Source organism: Sporosarcina sp. PTS2304, assembly GCF_003351785.1.
Classification (GTDB): domain Bacteria; phylum Bacillota; class Bacilli; order Bacillales_A; family Planococcaceae; genus Sporosarcina.
Genome location: NZ_CP031230.1, coordinates 3429505 through 3446544 on the forward strand (window position 1 = coordinate 3429505; position 17040 = coordinate 3446544).

General features: G+C 41.5%; 9 protein-coding genes. 8 read left to right on the top strand and 1 reads right to left on the bottom strand.

Going from position 1 to position 17040, the window contains the following annotated elements; all coding sequences use genetic code 11:
* The first annotated feature begins 64 nt into the window (after window positions 1-64).
* The 8 genes from DV702_RS16510 to DV702_RS17385 all read left to right on the top strand — a co-directional run bounded on the left by DV702_RS16510 (window position 65) and on the right by DV702_RS17385 (window position 12694).
* Window positions 65-3844: an FIVAR domain-containing protein gene (locus DV702_RS16510; protein ID WP_114925743.1), complete on the top strand. Its 3780-nt coding sequence runs from the start codon at window positions 65-67 to the stop codon at window positions 3842-3844.
* A gap of 75 nt (window positions 3845-3919) precedes the next feature.
* Window positions 3920-6625: a hypothetical protein gene (locus tag DV702_RS16515; protein ID WP_114925744.1), complete on the top strand. Its 2706-nt coding sequence runs from the start codon at window positions 3920-3922 to the stop codon at window positions 6623-6625.
* A 900-nt stretch (window positions 6626-7525) separates the two neighbouring features.
* Window positions 7526-8011 carry a hypothetical protein gene (locus tag DV702_RS16520; RefSeq protein WP_114925745.1) on the top strand — a complete coding sequence of 162 codons (486 nt, stop codon included), beginning with the start codon at window positions 7526-7528 and terminating at the stop codon, window positions 8009-8011.
* Between the two features lie 354 nt (window positions 8012-8365).
* Entirely contained in the window at window positions 8366-9904 is a 1539-nt protein-coding gene (locus DV702_RS16525) for a YifB family Mg chelatase-like AAA ATPase (RefSeq protein ID WP_114925746.1), read from the top strand.
* Window positions 9891-10493 carry a transposase gene (locus DV702_RS16530; protein WP_240315649.1) on the top strand — a complete coding sequence of 201 codons (603 nt, stop codon included), beginning with the start codon at window positions 9891-9893 and terminating at the stop codon, window positions 10491-10493. Before DV702_RS16525 ends, DV702_RS16530 begins: the two co-directional genes overlap by 14 nt.
* A gap of 182 nt (window positions 10494-10675) precedes the next feature.
* The gene (locus tag DV702_RS17175; RefSeq protein WP_240315650.1) at window positions 10676-11272 is read left to right on the top strand and encodes an IS110 family transposase; all 597 of its coding nucleotides are present in this window, start codon (window positions 10676-10678) and stop codon (window positions 11270-11272) included.
* Window positions 11273-11398: 126 nt separating this feature from the next.
* Window positions 11399-12070 (top strand): IS110 family transposase, encoded by a 672-nt coding sequence (locus DV702_RS17180; RefSeq protein ID WP_240315651.1) that lies wholly within the window; start codon window positions 11399-11401, stop codon window positions 12068-12070.
* Window positions 12071-12430: 360 nt separating this feature from the next.
* Window positions 12431-12694 carry an Abi family protein gene (locus DV702_RS17385; protein ID WP_371682767.1) on the top strand — a complete coding sequence of 88 codons (264 nt, stop codon included), beginning with the start codon at window positions 12431-12433 and terminating at the stop codon, window positions 12692-12694.
* A gap of 196 nt (window positions 12695-12890) precedes the next feature.
* Here DV702_RS17385 and DV702_RS16545 read toward each other — a convergent pair whose 3' ends face one another.
* The gene (locus tag DV702_RS16545; RefSeq protein WP_114925748.1) at window positions 12891-16391 is read right to left on the bottom strand and encodes a beta strand repeat-containing protein; all 3501 of its coding nucleotides are present in this window, start codon (window positions 16389-16391) and stop codon (window positions 12891-12893) included.
* Between the last annotated feature and the right edge of the window lie 649 nt (window positions 16392-17040).

Sequence of the window (17040 nt, forward strand, 5' to 3'; positions counted from 1 at the left end):
TTACCATCTTTGTGCCCATATTAATACTTACTAAGCAAGACGATAAAACTATGGGGTGAAAAACTTGACGAAAAAACCATTTAATACGTTGTCAAAAGCAGCTCTAGCAGCAGCTTTAGCTACAACGGCACTTATTCCAGTCGCATCTGCTGATGCAGCTACAGCATATTCGATAGATGAAGTAGTAATTGCACAAGGAGGACAACAATTAGCTATCAGTTCTAGCGACTATCGCGAAGCAGTAATCGAAGGATCTGTTAATCCAGCTACTGTTGGACATGTGAAATCTTCAAACGGTAAATATTATTCTTCAACAGACTTCCGTGAAGCAGTTATTGAAACTGGATCAGAAACAGCAGCGTTAGAATCACTTAATGGATCTAGCAAAGATAAAGCTATCACAACTGTCCCAGGTAAATTTGTAGACGGAAAACTTGTTCCAGTAACTGACGAAGTGAAAAGCTTTGCTTCTGTCGCGTCTATTAATGCGACAACAATTGAAGTTACTTTTGACCAAAAGGTTGCTAGTTTACCAGACGCATCTGCATTCTCAATCCCTGGAATTGCAGTGACTAAAACAGCGTTTAAAGAAGATACAGGTCAAAAGGTTGTAGTATTGACAACTTCTACACAATCTTCTCAAGCGTATACACTAACTTATAACGGCAACTCTAAAACATTCATCGGTAAAACAAACCTTGGTAGTGTTCTTCTTTCTGCTGAAAAGTATGAAGTAGAAATCGTACCTAGCGAAAACAAGTTAACTCCAGTAGAAATTACTGCAGAACTTGAAAACTTCCCTGAAGGTGCAGAGGCAGTTATCGAATTTACAACTTCTTTCGGTAAAGTAGTAGATGTAACAACTACACAAAACGGAAAAGCTGTATTCCAATTGACTCCACTTGAAACACTTAAAGATCAAACGGCAAGTGTAACAGGTAAAGTAGTAGAAGTTAAGAATCCTACTACGGGTCAAACGTACCCAGAGTTCAAAAACTCGTCTGTTGGTACTGTAAACGTGAAGTTTGTAATCAACGAAAAGACTGGCGAAGATGTTATTAAGTCTTATCGTGTTGACACAGCGTATGCTGAGCAAGCGGATCGAGTATACGTGAAGATGAATGGCGGAATCGACGGCAAGATCAAGAGCGCATTGGCTTACCAGCCTGAGAAATTGATCGCAGGCACGAATTCTGATACTGAAAAAGAATTGTACAGACACTTGAAGGATGCAATGTTCTCCAAGATCGAAGCTGCAGTTGTAAATCCTGCGGGCGCAGTAACTAAAGCAAATGTTGACGCTGTAAAAGCTAGCCTGAAAAATGTATTTACACATTCTAACGGCAAAGACTACACAGCAAAAGATCTTCGCAACGAATTGCGTAATGACGCATTTAATAACCGTTTAACAAACGTATATTTACCACTATATTATGGTAAGACAGCTGTAACTAGCAAAGAACGCGCACAAGCTCTTGTGCATTTAGACAAGGAAATCAATAATATTTCTGATGCTACGTTAAATGGTATTCTAGAATATTACAAACTAGTAAGCAAGTTTGTAATACAAGATAACGTCAAAGACTCAGCAGCTCCACAAAATGCTGACAATATCTACCCAGCTGAATTTGTTTACGAAGAAGATAATGCATTAGTGTTGGTTCTTCCTGGACAGCGTGCAACAGATTCAATTGACTATGTAACTCAAGATTTCAAACAGAACAATCAAAAGAATGCTAAATTCTTGAAAGACAACGCTTCTCATCAAGTATTGTTTGTTAATGATGCACAAAAAGATCGTTATGAAATTACTGGCGATCCAACATTCAAGCTTGAAGACGCTGAATCTCTAAAACTAATTTCCGTTACTAGCGGACGTTATTTGGTGCAGCAAGTTCAAGAAGCGGCGGTTGGTAAGTTCTGTCAGATCCCTTACGCTGTAGAATCAGAAGAGGGTGATGGTTACGGTCCAGGAAACAATACATCTACGGGACCATCATTTACAGGAACTACAATCGGAGCTGGTTCATATGAAATCAGTGAAGACTACAAACGTTTTGATGCACCAAAAGGAACAGTGAATGGCGATAAGCTAGGAGAGATTAAAGTTGTCTTCTCTGAAGCAGTTTCAGTTCAGGATGAAGCGAACGTTCTAGATGCTAAGAACTGGACAATTGACGGTATTAAATTAGGAGCGCTTGCTGCAGACTACGGAATTTCCGCACGTCTAGTAAGTACTGATCCTACAAAGCAACTTCGTGATGCTGTTATTTTAACAATCACTTCAAAAGAAGATGGAACACAACGTGATAACAAATACGTTGAAAAATTCATCGAAAATGCTAATGGTACACATAAAGTGGAAATTAGTAACGTTGGGGATTGGGCAGCGCAAACGGATTCTAAAAATATTGTACCTACACAATCTTTAGACTATGAAGGCAAAGCGAAGGCTGATGCGACTCCATGGACTAGAGAAGGTCAAGTGAGTGGTAAAACTTCAGGTGCAATTGCTCCAGGAGAAGCATTTGTTGTCCGCTCGAAAGGTGAAAAAGCAAATGCAACTAACGGCAACGATAAAGATCTAGTACGTGTCTTGTTCAGTGAACCGATGAAAATCACGGGCACGGATTCTATCCTTGAAAAAGCAAACTACCGTTTAGATGGTAAAGAATTGCCTTCAGTTGGTTCTTCTATCAAGCTAGGTATTGAAGGAGTAGACCAGTTTAATGAATCTACTTGCGCAGTAACAATTGAATTGCCAAAAGGTTATTTACAAGATAAAAATGATGCAAACGTTCTTTCAATTTCTAACGTGAAAGGTCTTGACGACGCAACAAAATTAACTGAGCGTATTCAGTTGGCATATGCACGTCAATACACGATTGTTGGTAACAAGATCAATATTAATAACACATTGGTTCCTAACGGATTGTACACAAACCAAATCAATGTAATTAGTTATGATGCAGGTACTAAAGCCGAAGCAAGAGTGTATAAAGATGCAAATGGCAATGTGATTGAGCTAACGGGCTCTCCATGGGTTGAAAATAATGTAGACTTCTTTACAAAACACCCAACTACAACGCCATCTATTCCAGCTACACCAGCTGAGCGTGCAGCTCTTCAAGCAGCTGTAACTGCAGCTGAAACTGCTGCAGGCAATGCAGATGCTGCAGATTATGAAGCAGGAGCATTGACAACTTATGAGACAGCAATTGCAAATGCAAAAGCTGTATTGAACAATCCTAATTCAACTGTTGCACAAGTAAATGCTGCAGAAACAGTATTGAATAATGCTACTCAAGCATTCAATGATGCTAAGAAGCCAGGAACTACACCGCCAGCAACACCTGCTGAGCGTGCAGCTCTTCAAACAGCTGTAACTGATGCAACAACTGTTGCAAATGCTGCAGATGCTGCTGATTATGAAGCAGGAGCACTAGCAACTTACCAAGCGGCAATTGCTGATGCTTTGGCTGTACTTGATGATGCAGAAGCTACAAAAGCAGAAGTTGATGCAGCTCTAGCTACATTGAACACTGCTACTCAAGCGTTTAATGATGCGAAGATCCCAGCAGATAACGAATTAGTATTCGGTGCAACGGATCTTGGTCAGAGATATAAAGCTGAAAATATCACTCAGACAATTATAGTGTCATTTGACGAGTCCAAATTGCCTGCAAATCTACAAGGTAAGACATATCAACTAGAGCTCGAAGATGGAACAACATATAACTTCCGTAAATCTGCAGCGCCAACAAAGCCTAATGATCGCAATACGAATGTTCCAGCAACATATACTCAACAACAAATTGAAGCGGGTAAATTAATCGCTAACTAATTTGAGAAAAATAATAAAATACGAAGACTTTAAGTCTTCGTATTTTTTAAAAAAAACTATGAGGTGAAGTACAAAATGAAAAACTTAAAACCTGTTAACGTATTGTCTAAGACAGCTATGGTAGCAGCACTAGCGGCAGCGGCAATCGTACCGGTAGCAGCAACGCCAGCACAAGCAGCAACAGAAACAATTGCTGATATCGTAGTAACAATCGATGGTGTTCAATATAGTTTCACATCAGCTGAATACTCAGATTACCTACTTGAAGATATGATCAGCACGAGCACTGTAAGTCATATTAAAGCTTCAAATGGTAAATATTACACTATTTCAGATTACTCAGATTACCTGTTAGAGACTGATACAATAGAAGAAGCATTGCTTGCACTAGATGCTGATAATAAAGATGTGGCAATCACACCGACTAAAGGGGAGTTTGATCAAAACGGTAACATCATTCCTCCGGTAGCTGATGATTTCGAAGTAACTGAAATTGCTTCTGTCACAAAAACTGATGTAACAGTGAAGCTTGATAACCCCCCCTCAGAAGCACCAGCAGCAGACAAGTTTAACGTAACTGTTGATGGTGTAGCGGTAGCTGTAACAGCGGTAACTGCTGACGCAACGGATGTGACAGGTAAAACATTTAAACTTGCTGTTGATTTGGATGGTAAGGCTGGAACGTTGGCTGTTAATGGTAAAGAAAAGGCATTTGACTTTGCTCTAGCTATTGAAGCTGTATCAGAGATTAACTCTACTGGTGTAGAGGTCACATTCCCAGAAGTAACGAACGCAATCGAAAATGCGAATGTTACTGTTAGAGATAATAAAGGTAACATCGTACCGACAGAGCCTGAGCTAGTAGCAGAAGGTGAAACTTCAGCAACATTCTTGTTCACTACGCCTTTTGCGGAAGACTATGACTTTACAGGCGTATGGAAAGTCAACACAATTGAAGTGAATTTTGATGCAGAAAAACAGTTGTCTGATATCGTGTCTGCTGTAGAGGCAAACAATGAAATCAAACTCAAAGCAGCTCTTGACGCAGCTGGCATCACATATGCTGATGAATTAAAAATTGGCGATTATTTAGACGCACTTAAAGCTGAGGGTGCGAAAGATTCTTTAGAAACTGTACAACAAGCGATTACGAAATTTGATCAAGATGCTGTAACAGATGCTGAAAAAGATGCAGCTGTTAAAGCGGTTACGGATGCTACAACTCAGGCTCAACTATTAAAGGCTCTTCAGGATAACTTTGAGCTTGTAAACGCGGATTGGATTGTAGACTACGAGACATCTCTAAATGGTGCAGAAACAGAATTAGAATTTGAGGATATCCAAAACGCGGTTTATTCTGTAAACATAGCGAAAGTGGGACCAGAAGTTGATGCTGCCAACATGTCACTTGATAGCAATAAAGTAGCAACAGCAAAAACATTAGTGAATAAGTGGATTCCAGCATTTGCAATGGATGATGAAAATGTGCCAGTAGAATTAGCGGGTCTTAAAGAGCAAGTACTGGATCTTCTTAGCCTTGAAGATGCCTTAATTGCTGTTAATAATGCAAAAACAAACAGTTCATTGAAAACAGCATTAGTCAAACTAGATAACCTTGAAAATACTCTTCTTGAAAAGTATAAAGACGTCGAAGGTTTTGAAAAAGATGATGAATTCAATATTGAAACTGTGATTGATGCAAACCTGACAGATTATAGAAATGCTATAAAAGATGCAGAAGTCGGCAAAAAGAATCAACGCAAAGACATTCAAACACTAATCACAACTGTCAACGAATCATTCGGTTCTTTGAAAGCTGAAGCAGTGGAAGTAGCCGCTGAAGAAGGAAAAATCAAGCCGGTCTTTACGATCCAAGCGCTACGTAAAGATGGTGAGATTTATGAAGCTATGAAAAATGCAACTTTGGTTTCAGTGAAGCTTGGAACTCAAACTGCTGGTGCTTATGAAATCACTAATAACTTTGGAGTGGAGACAAAAGGTGAATTAGTAGTTGGACCTGGTGGATCAGCCGTAGGATTCGACTTCAATACTGTCGGTGCGCAAACTGAAGCTACTATCACTTTCACATCAAATGATAAAGAGTATACAGTCAAAGTACCGGTAAAAGTGGTTGCAGGAACTATTAATGATGAAAAAACTTCAGAAACATTCGATTACACAAACCTTCCTGGAACGGAAGCGACGTATGTGTCTGGTAATGACATCAAAGCGAAGTTTACGTTGAAAGATGTTAGTAACAACACAGTAACGTCTAAAGACGGCACGTATGCGTCTACGATTACTGTAGGAGACGATAAATTCTACCAAAACATCACAATCGTGAACGGTGAAGCAGCACTTACTTTCCCGGCACGTACTGTGACAGAAGAAGCTGTAAAACCAACAGTTGTTTTCACTCCTAACGGAACTGAGTTAACTGTCACTGCATCAAAAGCAATCAACATCGTTGCTGGAGAGTTTTCTAAACTTGTTGTGGATTACGCAAGTGATTCTAGCATTGAGATTCTAGCGACAGACGGTCTGAATACCGTAGAAGACTTTACAGGCAATAAGTTGGTCAATATTAAGGCTGTAGAAGTAAACGGTACGACTGAAACGCCAGTAAATGTTGATGGAACTGATTACCAAGGTAATGTGACTAAAAAATTCGAAAATGGTACAGTAACTCATAATGCAGGACTTGAAGCAGGAAAAACTTATAAAGTAACTGTTACGGTCAATGGTATTTCTACTACGAAGACAATTACAACTCCTGAATAAAACTAAACGAAACGTTACTATATAAGCTAGCTTGCTAGTGAAAATAGTGGAAGAGACCTCATAGATTTGCTTATCAGTAGTCTATGAGGCTTTCTTCTAACTGTTATGTTCCAATTATTCGGTGAAATTCCGGATCTTGCAAACAGTCAACAGCAAGTGCCTAATCCTCCTGGGTCCAGTGACGCGCTGAATACGCGGAAGGGACTAAGTCAGGTGAAGTCGTACTCTTATATGAGGCGGGGCTCTTTAAAAGACAACTATGGTCAGGTAGACGAATCCATGTAGGCAGGGTGAGGTAGTGGGTGTCGCGAAATGAAGCTAGGAGTTCGGCATTCGTCCTATCGTTTGAAATGACGGTATGGAGATTAGTAGAATTGACTGTTAAACTAGTCTTTCTCTCTCCTGGATAGTGGAGACCTAAGGTTGTCAAAAGTAGGGATGGACGTAACGGAACGTTTGAAGTCTTGGTAGATGAGGTGATTCAGCACCTATGACGCTATCAAGATGGCAGCGGGTTCATAGTAGTGTCGATCGCTAGCCGTTTGGACTTGTATGGTAACATGCGAGAAGGGTAAAACTAGCGGGAGCGAAGGAACCCAGTCAGTGGTAGGTATTCGAAAAGCTTATTTCCCCCAATTTAAGCTTGTTACAAAGTAATAGACCGATCTATACAGAGATCGGTCTATTTATTTGAATGTTTTGTAGGTATATGTTCTTAATTACATGTTGGTTTATACATATGAATAAAAACTTATGAAGTAACCAATTTATTTGAATATCCTATATACTGCTGATGGCACGCCGTATGCGGTGAAAGCCGCTTGTACGGTGTAGGTCTGAATCGAAAACTGACTTTGTATAAAGGCAGTATAAGACAGAAATAGCCCACAACAAGTTGCTTTGACTAATTTTTTAGCAACAGCAAAAGAATTTAGTTACTCTTCGGAAAATGGTACTCCGGAAGTCGGAAACTATAAACCTCTTAACGAATTATTAATCGATGGTTTAAATGTAACGATTGATATTAGCGGTGATGCAGACAAAATTGGTGCGATCCAAAATAAGCCAGCGGTAGCACCAGGTACAGCTACTGGTCTATACGTAATGAATACATTTGCTCGTTACCTAGGTGCGCTTAATTATGCAGATAGTGGTAATACGGTTGCTAAGATAATCTACAAAGGTACAGGTTACACTTGGGAACAAACTGCTACTAATACGTATTTAAAAGGCAGTAACTGGAGAACAGCACAAGGCGATACTACATTAGTTTCTGTGATTACGGCAGATGTAGCAAATCTTGAAGCGGACGACACATTAACAATGACACTTGTAGATGCAAATAATCACTCTGTAGATGTGAAGTTTGCGTTGAAGACGGAGTAACTTAGTGAAAGGTGCCTGTGCATCACACAATTCAGACACAATTCAAATAATTTGAAGTGTGAATAGGGGAGCCTTCTAATCGAGTATATGATTAGAAGGCTTTTTTGTTGGTTGCGTGTCGTGCTATTGTACAGAGTTAAAATGGTCAGTCGGAAATGTACCGAAACACCCATTATGTAAAACAGCAAGAATTCAATTCTTCCCTCGAATTCCGCATCAAAATTGAATTCTTGAAAATCTAAAGTCGGTACCTACGCATTTTGTCTTCTGCAAAATTTAATTTTGCTGTTTTGACGAGTTTTCTGCATGCCCTTATACTTCAAATATAAATATAAGAAAAGAAGGTGAGTAAGTATGTCTTCTGCTGTGATGAGTGTAGGGCTGCAAGGTATGAAAGGAGAACGGATTCGGGTAGAGGCGAATGTACGGGTTGATAAGGAACAGTGTGTAATTATCGGATTGCCGGATGCGAGTATGAAAGAGTCGAAGGAGCGAGTGCTCAGCTGCCTGCATCGGCTGGATTTCGATCTGTCGATGAAGAAGCTGACGATTCATTTATCACCGGCTGATCTACGTAAGAGCGGGACAGGGTTTGATGGAGCGATGCTGCTGGCTGCCTATCAGGAGCTGACCGATTCGCCGCTTCCGATTGATGATTCAGTCTGTGTCATTACATCTCTCTCGCTGAGCGGTGAACTTTTGCCGTTCCATGGTTTGCTGCCTGCTGTGCAGCAGGCACTGTCGCTCGGCTACAAACGAATCTACCTGCCGCCTGTCGATGTATCATTCTTACATGACACGGCAGAAGCCGAACTCATTCCGTTGCCGACCGTTGAAGCGCTGGTCGAGCATTTGCGTGGCCAATCTTCTTTACTGTTTGAAGGTATATTGACTTCCGTGATTTCTACAGCTCCAGACGATGCAGAAGTATTTCAAACGGACTTCTCAGTCGTACGAGGACAATCGCAGGCAAAACGCGCACTTGAAATCTCAGCGGCGGGTGGGCATCATACATTGCTCGTCGGTCCGCCGGGTTGCGGTAAAAGTCTGCTGGCTAGTGCCTTTTCGTCTATCATGCCTGACCTAAGGAAAGAAGATGCATTGGAAGTCTACAGTTTGTATCATCTCGCGCGGGAGAAGAAGGGTATGTCGCTGCGGCCGCCCTATCGCCAGCCACATCATTCGGCCTCTGCCATTTCGCTGATCGGCGGTGGGACCTATCCGAAGCCAGGGGAGATTTCACTGGCTCACCGCGGAGTGCTATTCCTCGATGAACTGGGTGAGTTCTCAAGGAAAACACTCGATATGCTGCGGCAGCCGATGGAGTCAGGAGAAGTAACCATCAGCCGGGTGAAACAGACGGTTACTTATCCTTCAACCTTCACCTTAATAGCAGCCACCAATCCCTGTCCATGCGGCTATTACGGCTCCAGAGAGCGTTATTGTACCTGCACACCGAGACAGGTGACAGACTACCAGCTAAAAGTTTCAGGTCCCATCCTGGATCGTCTTGATTTCGTTCTGTCACTGAAGAGCAGCGGCTTGCAGGAGAAGGCAACGAGCGAAACATCTGCAGAAATCCGTCGCCGTGTCGGCTGCGCGCGCAGTCTCCAGCATGAGCGCTATCAAAGCCACGCACTGAACGGCACGGTTTCTTATCAACAGCTGGAACATACAGCAGGCTTTTCTGAAATTCAGCTGCAGCTGGTCAGTATAGTCTGCTTCGAGCAAAAATGGAGCAACCGCACACAAGTCAAGCTGCTCCGGCTTGCCCGGACGATTGCCGACCTGCAAGGCAGCGAAACGATGACTGATTCTGCCATCGAAGAAGCTATCGAATGGCGCAAGCTCCCGAATGCCCTGCAAGGAGGTGAGCGTCTTGGCCAGACGTAAGCGGGACTGGCAGCCGAATGCTTACTACCATGTTGTCATGAGAGGAAACAACCGGCAGAACATTTTTTCAAGCGAAGAAGACATGTACCACCTCATGCGCTGTATCGCACACGCCGCTGAAATATATCGGTTTGCCATCCCGGCGTTCTGTATCATGACCAATCACTTCCATCTGCTCATCCGCTCGGAAGATGACCTGTCAAAGGTCATGCAGCAGATCAACCGGCGATACAGCGACTACTACGCCAAACGCTATCAGCATGTCGGACGGATCTATCAGCGCCGTTACTTTGCCAAAGCAGTCGACACTCCGCAAGCACTCCTCGCCGTCAGCCGCTACATTCACCGCAATCCAATCGAGACTATTATCCCAATGGTCAGCAGGCTGGCAGACTATCCTTTCAGCTCCTTTCCTTTTTATGAAACACAGCCGGATCAGCTGCCTTCCTACGTAGATACCTTCTCCATTTCTCGTTATCTGCCTCCTCCATTTGAGAAAACACGGGCAGCTTATGTGGTATATTGTGAAATGGATTTAGACGAGATCATCGGCTTGGAGAACTACTTGCCGCGTACTGAACATGAGTAATGGTTTTAGAACGGGTGCCTGTGCATCACACAATTAAACTCGCTTTTGAATTTTGCTGTAGGGTACCTATTATATGAAATAGATTAAGTGAAACACGAAGAAACCATTGTTTTCAGGGTATAGGAGAGTACCAATCACAGAACTTCCTACCCGACCCCACCAGTAAAGAGGAGATGAAAACAATGGTTCTACCATCATTTAATCATATTCAGGGAAGAAACGGAAGTAATTGGAGCCGCTTGATGAGAAGCGCAGAGGCGGATCACTACTGTATCGTCGCGATAGACGCGGCTAAGTATGTCAATACGGCGATGATCTGCACGATTTTCGGCGATATTTTAAGGGGGCCTTTTGAGTTTGATGGATCCCAGACCGGGTTTCAATTGCTGAAAAAGGAAATTGAACAGACGAGTGAAGCGTACCAGTTAACACGTGTGATTCTAGGGATTGAGACGACTGCTCATTACTACGAAGATTTAGTCAGGGTGTGCGATGAACAGGGCTATATGGTGCGAGTCATCAACGCAGCGACGACAGCGGAAGAGCGAAAGAAAATGCTGAACTACACGAAGACGGACCGGGTGGATCTGCAGGCGATTGTGCAGTCGATCCTGCAAGGACGCGGGGAGACGAGCCGGAAGAAAGCGGAAAAGTTTGAAAGGCTTCAAACACTGACCCGCGCGAAGAGACGGATGGTGGATGAGCAGACCCGCTGTGCCAATCTGATTCGAATGTACATGGATCACATCTTCCGCGAATTCCAAGGCAAGAATATATGAAAAGACGGAAAGAACGAGGTCGTGAAGATTTTTACTGAGTTCACGTCCAAGACGGCCCTCCTCTTGATGAGGTATTATCCGCATCCGACAGACATCCTCAAGCTGGGCGCTAGAGGCCTTCGGGACTTGTCTATTGAACATAACCTGAAGATGCGTGACACAACGATCGAACGCCTGTTACAATACGCGGAGGAAAGTATCTCAAAGCCAAAGGAAGCCTTATCTGCGGAACTGCTGCTTCTCCGGTTGAAACTGGATGAATATGAGTTGATCCGGTGCCAGATTGCTGAATTGGAGGAAGTCATTGAGGAACTGCTTCTGGAAACGGACGGCGGGATCTTACTGAGTGTTCCTGGAATCGGTGTCACGCTCGCTGCAGAATTGACAGCGGAGATGGGTGACTTGGAAGCGTTCACGAGTGCAGGGCAGCTGATCAAGATGGCTGGAACGAATCCAGTGGTGAAGCAGTCCGGCGGTAAGAAAGCCACGCATTTTGCGATCTCGAAGCAGGGACGAGCTCCTTTCCGGAGTGTCGTCTACCAGGCAGGCAAATGTGCTGCTCTTCATAATCCCGAAATGAACGCCCCCTATCGACAGATGAAGGAACAAGGAAAGCTGACAGGCCAGGCGTATATCGCGTTAGGCAATCGGATCCTGCGTCTTGCATACGCTATGCGAAAACACCAATCGCTGTACCGAAGCACGAGTCCGGATTATGTATTGCAGAAGGTCATTGCAGGAAAACTGAGGAATAAAAAGAAGCAAGCAGCCTTTTTCAGTCGCTTTGTCAGTGTATAAAGGATAGAAACCGTCGTAATCAAGTCGTTGGAAATACACGAAAAGGCGTCTCTCCGGAGCGTAGATTACATCGAAAATTGGTACCTGAGGCCATACTGGACCTCGTGACACAGCGTTATGGGTCTTGTTCCACAAATACGGATAAAAACGTAAAAGAACAGAGCTTGGATTTAATAGGATGTATCCCTGTGGAATGAAAACGCAAGACCTTTCCCGCTGCGGAAAGACGCCCTTATAAAGTGTTCTGTGATTGTTGAGTTTCAAAAAAATGGATTGTGAAGCTTTGGTTTCGTGTGCTCAAAAATCGCTGAAACATGGTATTTGACTTATTTCACATTAAACGCTGTGTCAAAACAGAGTATGCTTCTAGCACTTTATGAATTTGATGTAGAATTGAGGAAAATCTTTTTCAGCTATTGTAAAAGAGCAGAGATACAATTTCGAAACAATCTTGCAAACGCAGTATCCCTTAAGACAAATAATCCTATATTTTATATTGAGGAAGAATATTATACCCCTACACAGGGTGAAAATGATAAACGGAAAAGAGAAAGAAATAAGAAGAGGTTTCCTGATTTTTTGGAGAATATAAAGAATGCCGAAAAAATATCAAGAAAAATGTAAACAGATTTCCTGAGTTCAGAGAACATCGGACAGGTGGTAATAGATCATCTAAGAAAATACCTTGCTGGACGGCCTTCTCTTCATTTGAATTTGGACAAATTATTAAGATTTATGCTTAGTAACGTCAAAACAGTCTTTTGCTCATAAGAAGAGCGAAAGACTGTTTTCGTGATATATAAGGAGTCGTTCTTTTGCATTAGTTTGTAATAGTGATCGAATAATTAGTCGCCTGTCCACGTGTTGCCTTATTGTCTGAAGCATCACGTACATAATTAGTAGCATTTCCGAGTACGCCTGCATCGATCAGCACTGTTGTATATTGATCTATAACTTCTGAACCGTCTAGTTGCACAATAAGTGATTTTTTGTCAGTTGATAGGCTAGAGTTAGTAGCAGTCCCTAAAGGATCAGCACTTTGTAGCTTTCCATGTACCAAGCTAGCGATTGTTGTGCCTGTGCCTTTCAGGTTGATAGCCTCACTGAACGTTAATTTCAATCCATTTGTCGTAGTATTGTAGGAAATACTAGTCACTTTTGGAGCCGTTGTATCGACGGAGGTAATCGCTTTCTGTCCTGGCACAATCTTATCTCCCCATCCGTTTAGAAGATCCACATTAGACGCTGTTCCATTCACATTCGCGTTCATTCCTACTTCGATGTTTCCTGGGGTTCCTATGACCAATGTCAAGGTATCGTCATTCAGTGATGCTGAAGTGAATGAGGCACCTGTAACAACGATGTCGTTCAACGTGTCGTTTATAGTTTTTCCGTTTGCTAATAAGACACTTTGATCGAATATCACAGTGAATATATCTCCTGTAGACACTGTCCCGTCTGCGTTCGTATCTTCGTAGACTGCTTCTTTGATCTTCGGAGCGACTACACCTGCGGGTTTTGCAAGTGCGCCTGTCTGTTTATTTGCTAGAGCAGAGTCTATTTGGTTTCCTGCCAAATCGGTAATCTTCGCTGTTTCTGCTACTGTAATTCGATCTCCCAATACAATTGTGGAGTTGCTCGCGAGCGTAATAACGACTTGTGTAGAATCTGCACCCATTCCGACTAGGGCAGAACCTAAAGTATGTCCATTATTTACGACAAAATCGGCTGCGGTAGCACCGGTTAACTTCATCGGTTCATCGAATGTTAGAATGATTTGATCACCTGCAGAGATAGTACCTGAGTTGTCTTTATCTACAATATTCACACCTGCTTTGGTAGCAGCAGATAATTGTGGCTTGGTATTGTCTGCTATAGCATTAACTGATAATGTGATTTTATCTGTCGCTACTGCATCTTCAACTGCTAGACCGGCTGAAGTTTTCAATCCAGTAATAACTAGGTTGTAGCTACCTGGGGTTAAAACTGTGTTAGGAAAGATGCGAAGCTCGCCAGTAGTGCCATTCCACACGTACTCCGCTGTTGCTTGTACTTTGATTGAAGGATTCACAGTAGATACGAATTCATATGTTGCAACATTTTTAGCAATATTTCCATCTAAACGCACATCATTATTTAGCGTATCCTTAAATGTAGCTGTAATTAAACTAGTATTTTGAGTGACAACAGTTTTAGTAGTTACTGCGTTACCAAAAGTTGATTCTGACACTGATACTGGCAGTGGAGCAGAAGTTTCAGCCGGTGTGATGTTTGTTAAGTTAATGTCTTTAATCGCATCCGCTTCAACTGTTGCGACAATGCCTTTTCCAAGTGTAACAGCATTTGCAAGAGCTGTAGCTAATCCAGGACTATTGATCGCCAAGTCGATGGTATAAACGGTGGAAGTACCGACCTGCGTCAATGTATCAGCGACAGCTAATGAACCGAGTTGATTGTTCATATCATCGCTGGCGTAAAATTGGATTTTGGTTCCGTCAAACTGTCCTGCAGCATTTTCAAGCTCTTCCGAAGAAGTAAAGGTTAGTGTTCCTGTACCTACCCCTAAATCTTTTAAATTCATTTCGACAACTGGCGGTGTAGCGTCATGAATAACTGTCGCATCCGCGATGGTTGTCGAAACGTTTTGGCCTGGGTCGGCTGGTGTGGCACCTACTTTCGTGAAGAGATTGGCAGGTATACTAACTATCGTATCTTCCACAGTTTTCACACGTATATCTGTGCCTGTCTGTTCAACTATTTTTGCTTGTGCCTCATCTAACTGAATTTCAATGACGTTGCTATTTGTCGTTGTTTTTAGAGTAGCTGAAGGTGTAATTAGTTGTCCATTCACTGTAATACCTGTGAAGTCAACTATTTTCGTAACATCTATCGTTTGGTCAAAACTTAATTTCAATACGTTCATTTCTGTGTTGTAAGTGGCTGCTGTAATGACGGGAAGAACCTTTTCTACTACCGCTACTGTATTTCCATTGGCCGCGGCCATATTAGCATCATTATATGCTCCGTTAGCAATCACGACGCTTAAATTGCCTGTAAGCGCCTCTATATTTGCATAGTCGACTGGAGACATCGTACTAAGGTCGAAACTTACTTGTGTGGAATTTGTTGGGAACGTAGGAGTGGCACCTATTAATGCAACAGAAGTCGTGCCGTTGCTTAGTGCGAATTTTGTTGGATCAATATTGGCTGGATTGCCGTCTGTCGGCTCAGTGAATGTTACAGTAAGTGTCTTCTCAGCTTTACTATAATTAGCGGTTTGTGCTTTGATAGAAACTGAGGCTGGGGTAGTAGTGCCGTAGAACTCGAAATTGGAATTATTAATAATAGTATTGGGTGGTGTCGCTGTATCTTGTAGATTATTCACGTATAAAAGGTATTTGCCATTAGAAAGACCGTTAGCTACGAAAATAGGGTTTGTGAGATTCCCTGATAGAGTAATAATTACCGTTTTCTCGTCTGCCTGAAGTTTAGGAGTCGCACTTCCTGGCGCTAAGCTACTCAAATTAACTACTCCCATGAAGGATGCATCATAACCGTATAAACCATAATTTGAGATATTTTCTGCTGATACAGACGCCACTTTTTCACTAAATGTTACTTCGATATGTTTAGAATCGGTGGCTACAACATTTGCAATCGTTGGAAGCTTGTAATCGAAACTGGCTGTGGATTCAAAGCCGTTCACTTTTACTTTTCCTTCTTTTCCATTCAGATTGACTGAAAGTGTAAATGTTTTTCCGGTAACATCTGAGACGACTGGAACGATGTTTGTAACAGGTATATTATCCATACCAACTGTGACATTGAAATCTTCTACTGTAGGTGCTTCCGGCGGTACAGCATCTAAAGTAATGATCACGCTTGTTTTAGTGGTCGTGCCAATAGCAGACACTTGGAAATTGGAGTTTGTGGGTGGGATAATATTACCATTACTATCGAATTCGCCAGCTGTTGGAGTTATTATAACCTCTAAGTTACTAGCATCCAATTCGAGTAAAGTTTCTTCTATTGTGGTAGTTTCTATCAAATAATCCGAATAGTCAGAAATTTTGTAGTATTTACCATTTGAAGCTTTAATATGACTAACAGTATTCGTGCTAATCATATCTTCGAGTAGATAATCTGAGTATTCACTAGGCGTAAAACTATAAAGAATTCCATCAATAGTCACTACTATTTCATCAATTGAAATTGCTGCTGCCTGTGCTGGCATCGTTGCTACGGGAACAATTGTTGTAGCTATTAATGCTGTTGCCATGGCCGTTTTAGACCATATGTTAATTGGTTTTAAGTTTTTCATTTTATACCTCACCTCATATTCTATTATTGTTTGAAAGAAACTAAAGATGGATTTGTTCATTCTAATCACGTTTTTTCGAGAACCTGAAATAAGAATTCCAAAAAAGCATTAGGTCTTAATAGTTCCATGATTCTATGAGATCAATGTCGTAAGGTGGAGTAAATAACCTTTAAATTCTAATAGCTTTACTCTGTCCTCCTTTCGTAGGCGTAAAAACAATATCGCTGTTGATGTGTTTGATTAAATCAATTTTTTAGTATTAAATATAATTTGGCCACCTTTCTTATTTAAATCATATATGTTTGTTAAAATATACAATATCATCTTATTTTTTCCGAATATTCTAACATTAAGTATAACGAATATTATATAATTTGTCACTTAGATTTTAAAAAAGTAACTATTGAACTAATTAATAAGTGAGCTAAATGGTTCGCTTTTTTCAAAAAAATTAATAATATGAAATATACATGCAACTTTAGGTGTTGTATTAACTTGAGATTATGTGAAAAAATTTAGTAATTGTTATTATTTGAATAGTTTTTATAAACGAATTATAAATTTGCTCTTATTTGTAGTAAGCCAATCAAATAGTATCGTTATTTACTTTATTTACTGTAAATCATTATTTGATGTAAGGTTATAAACT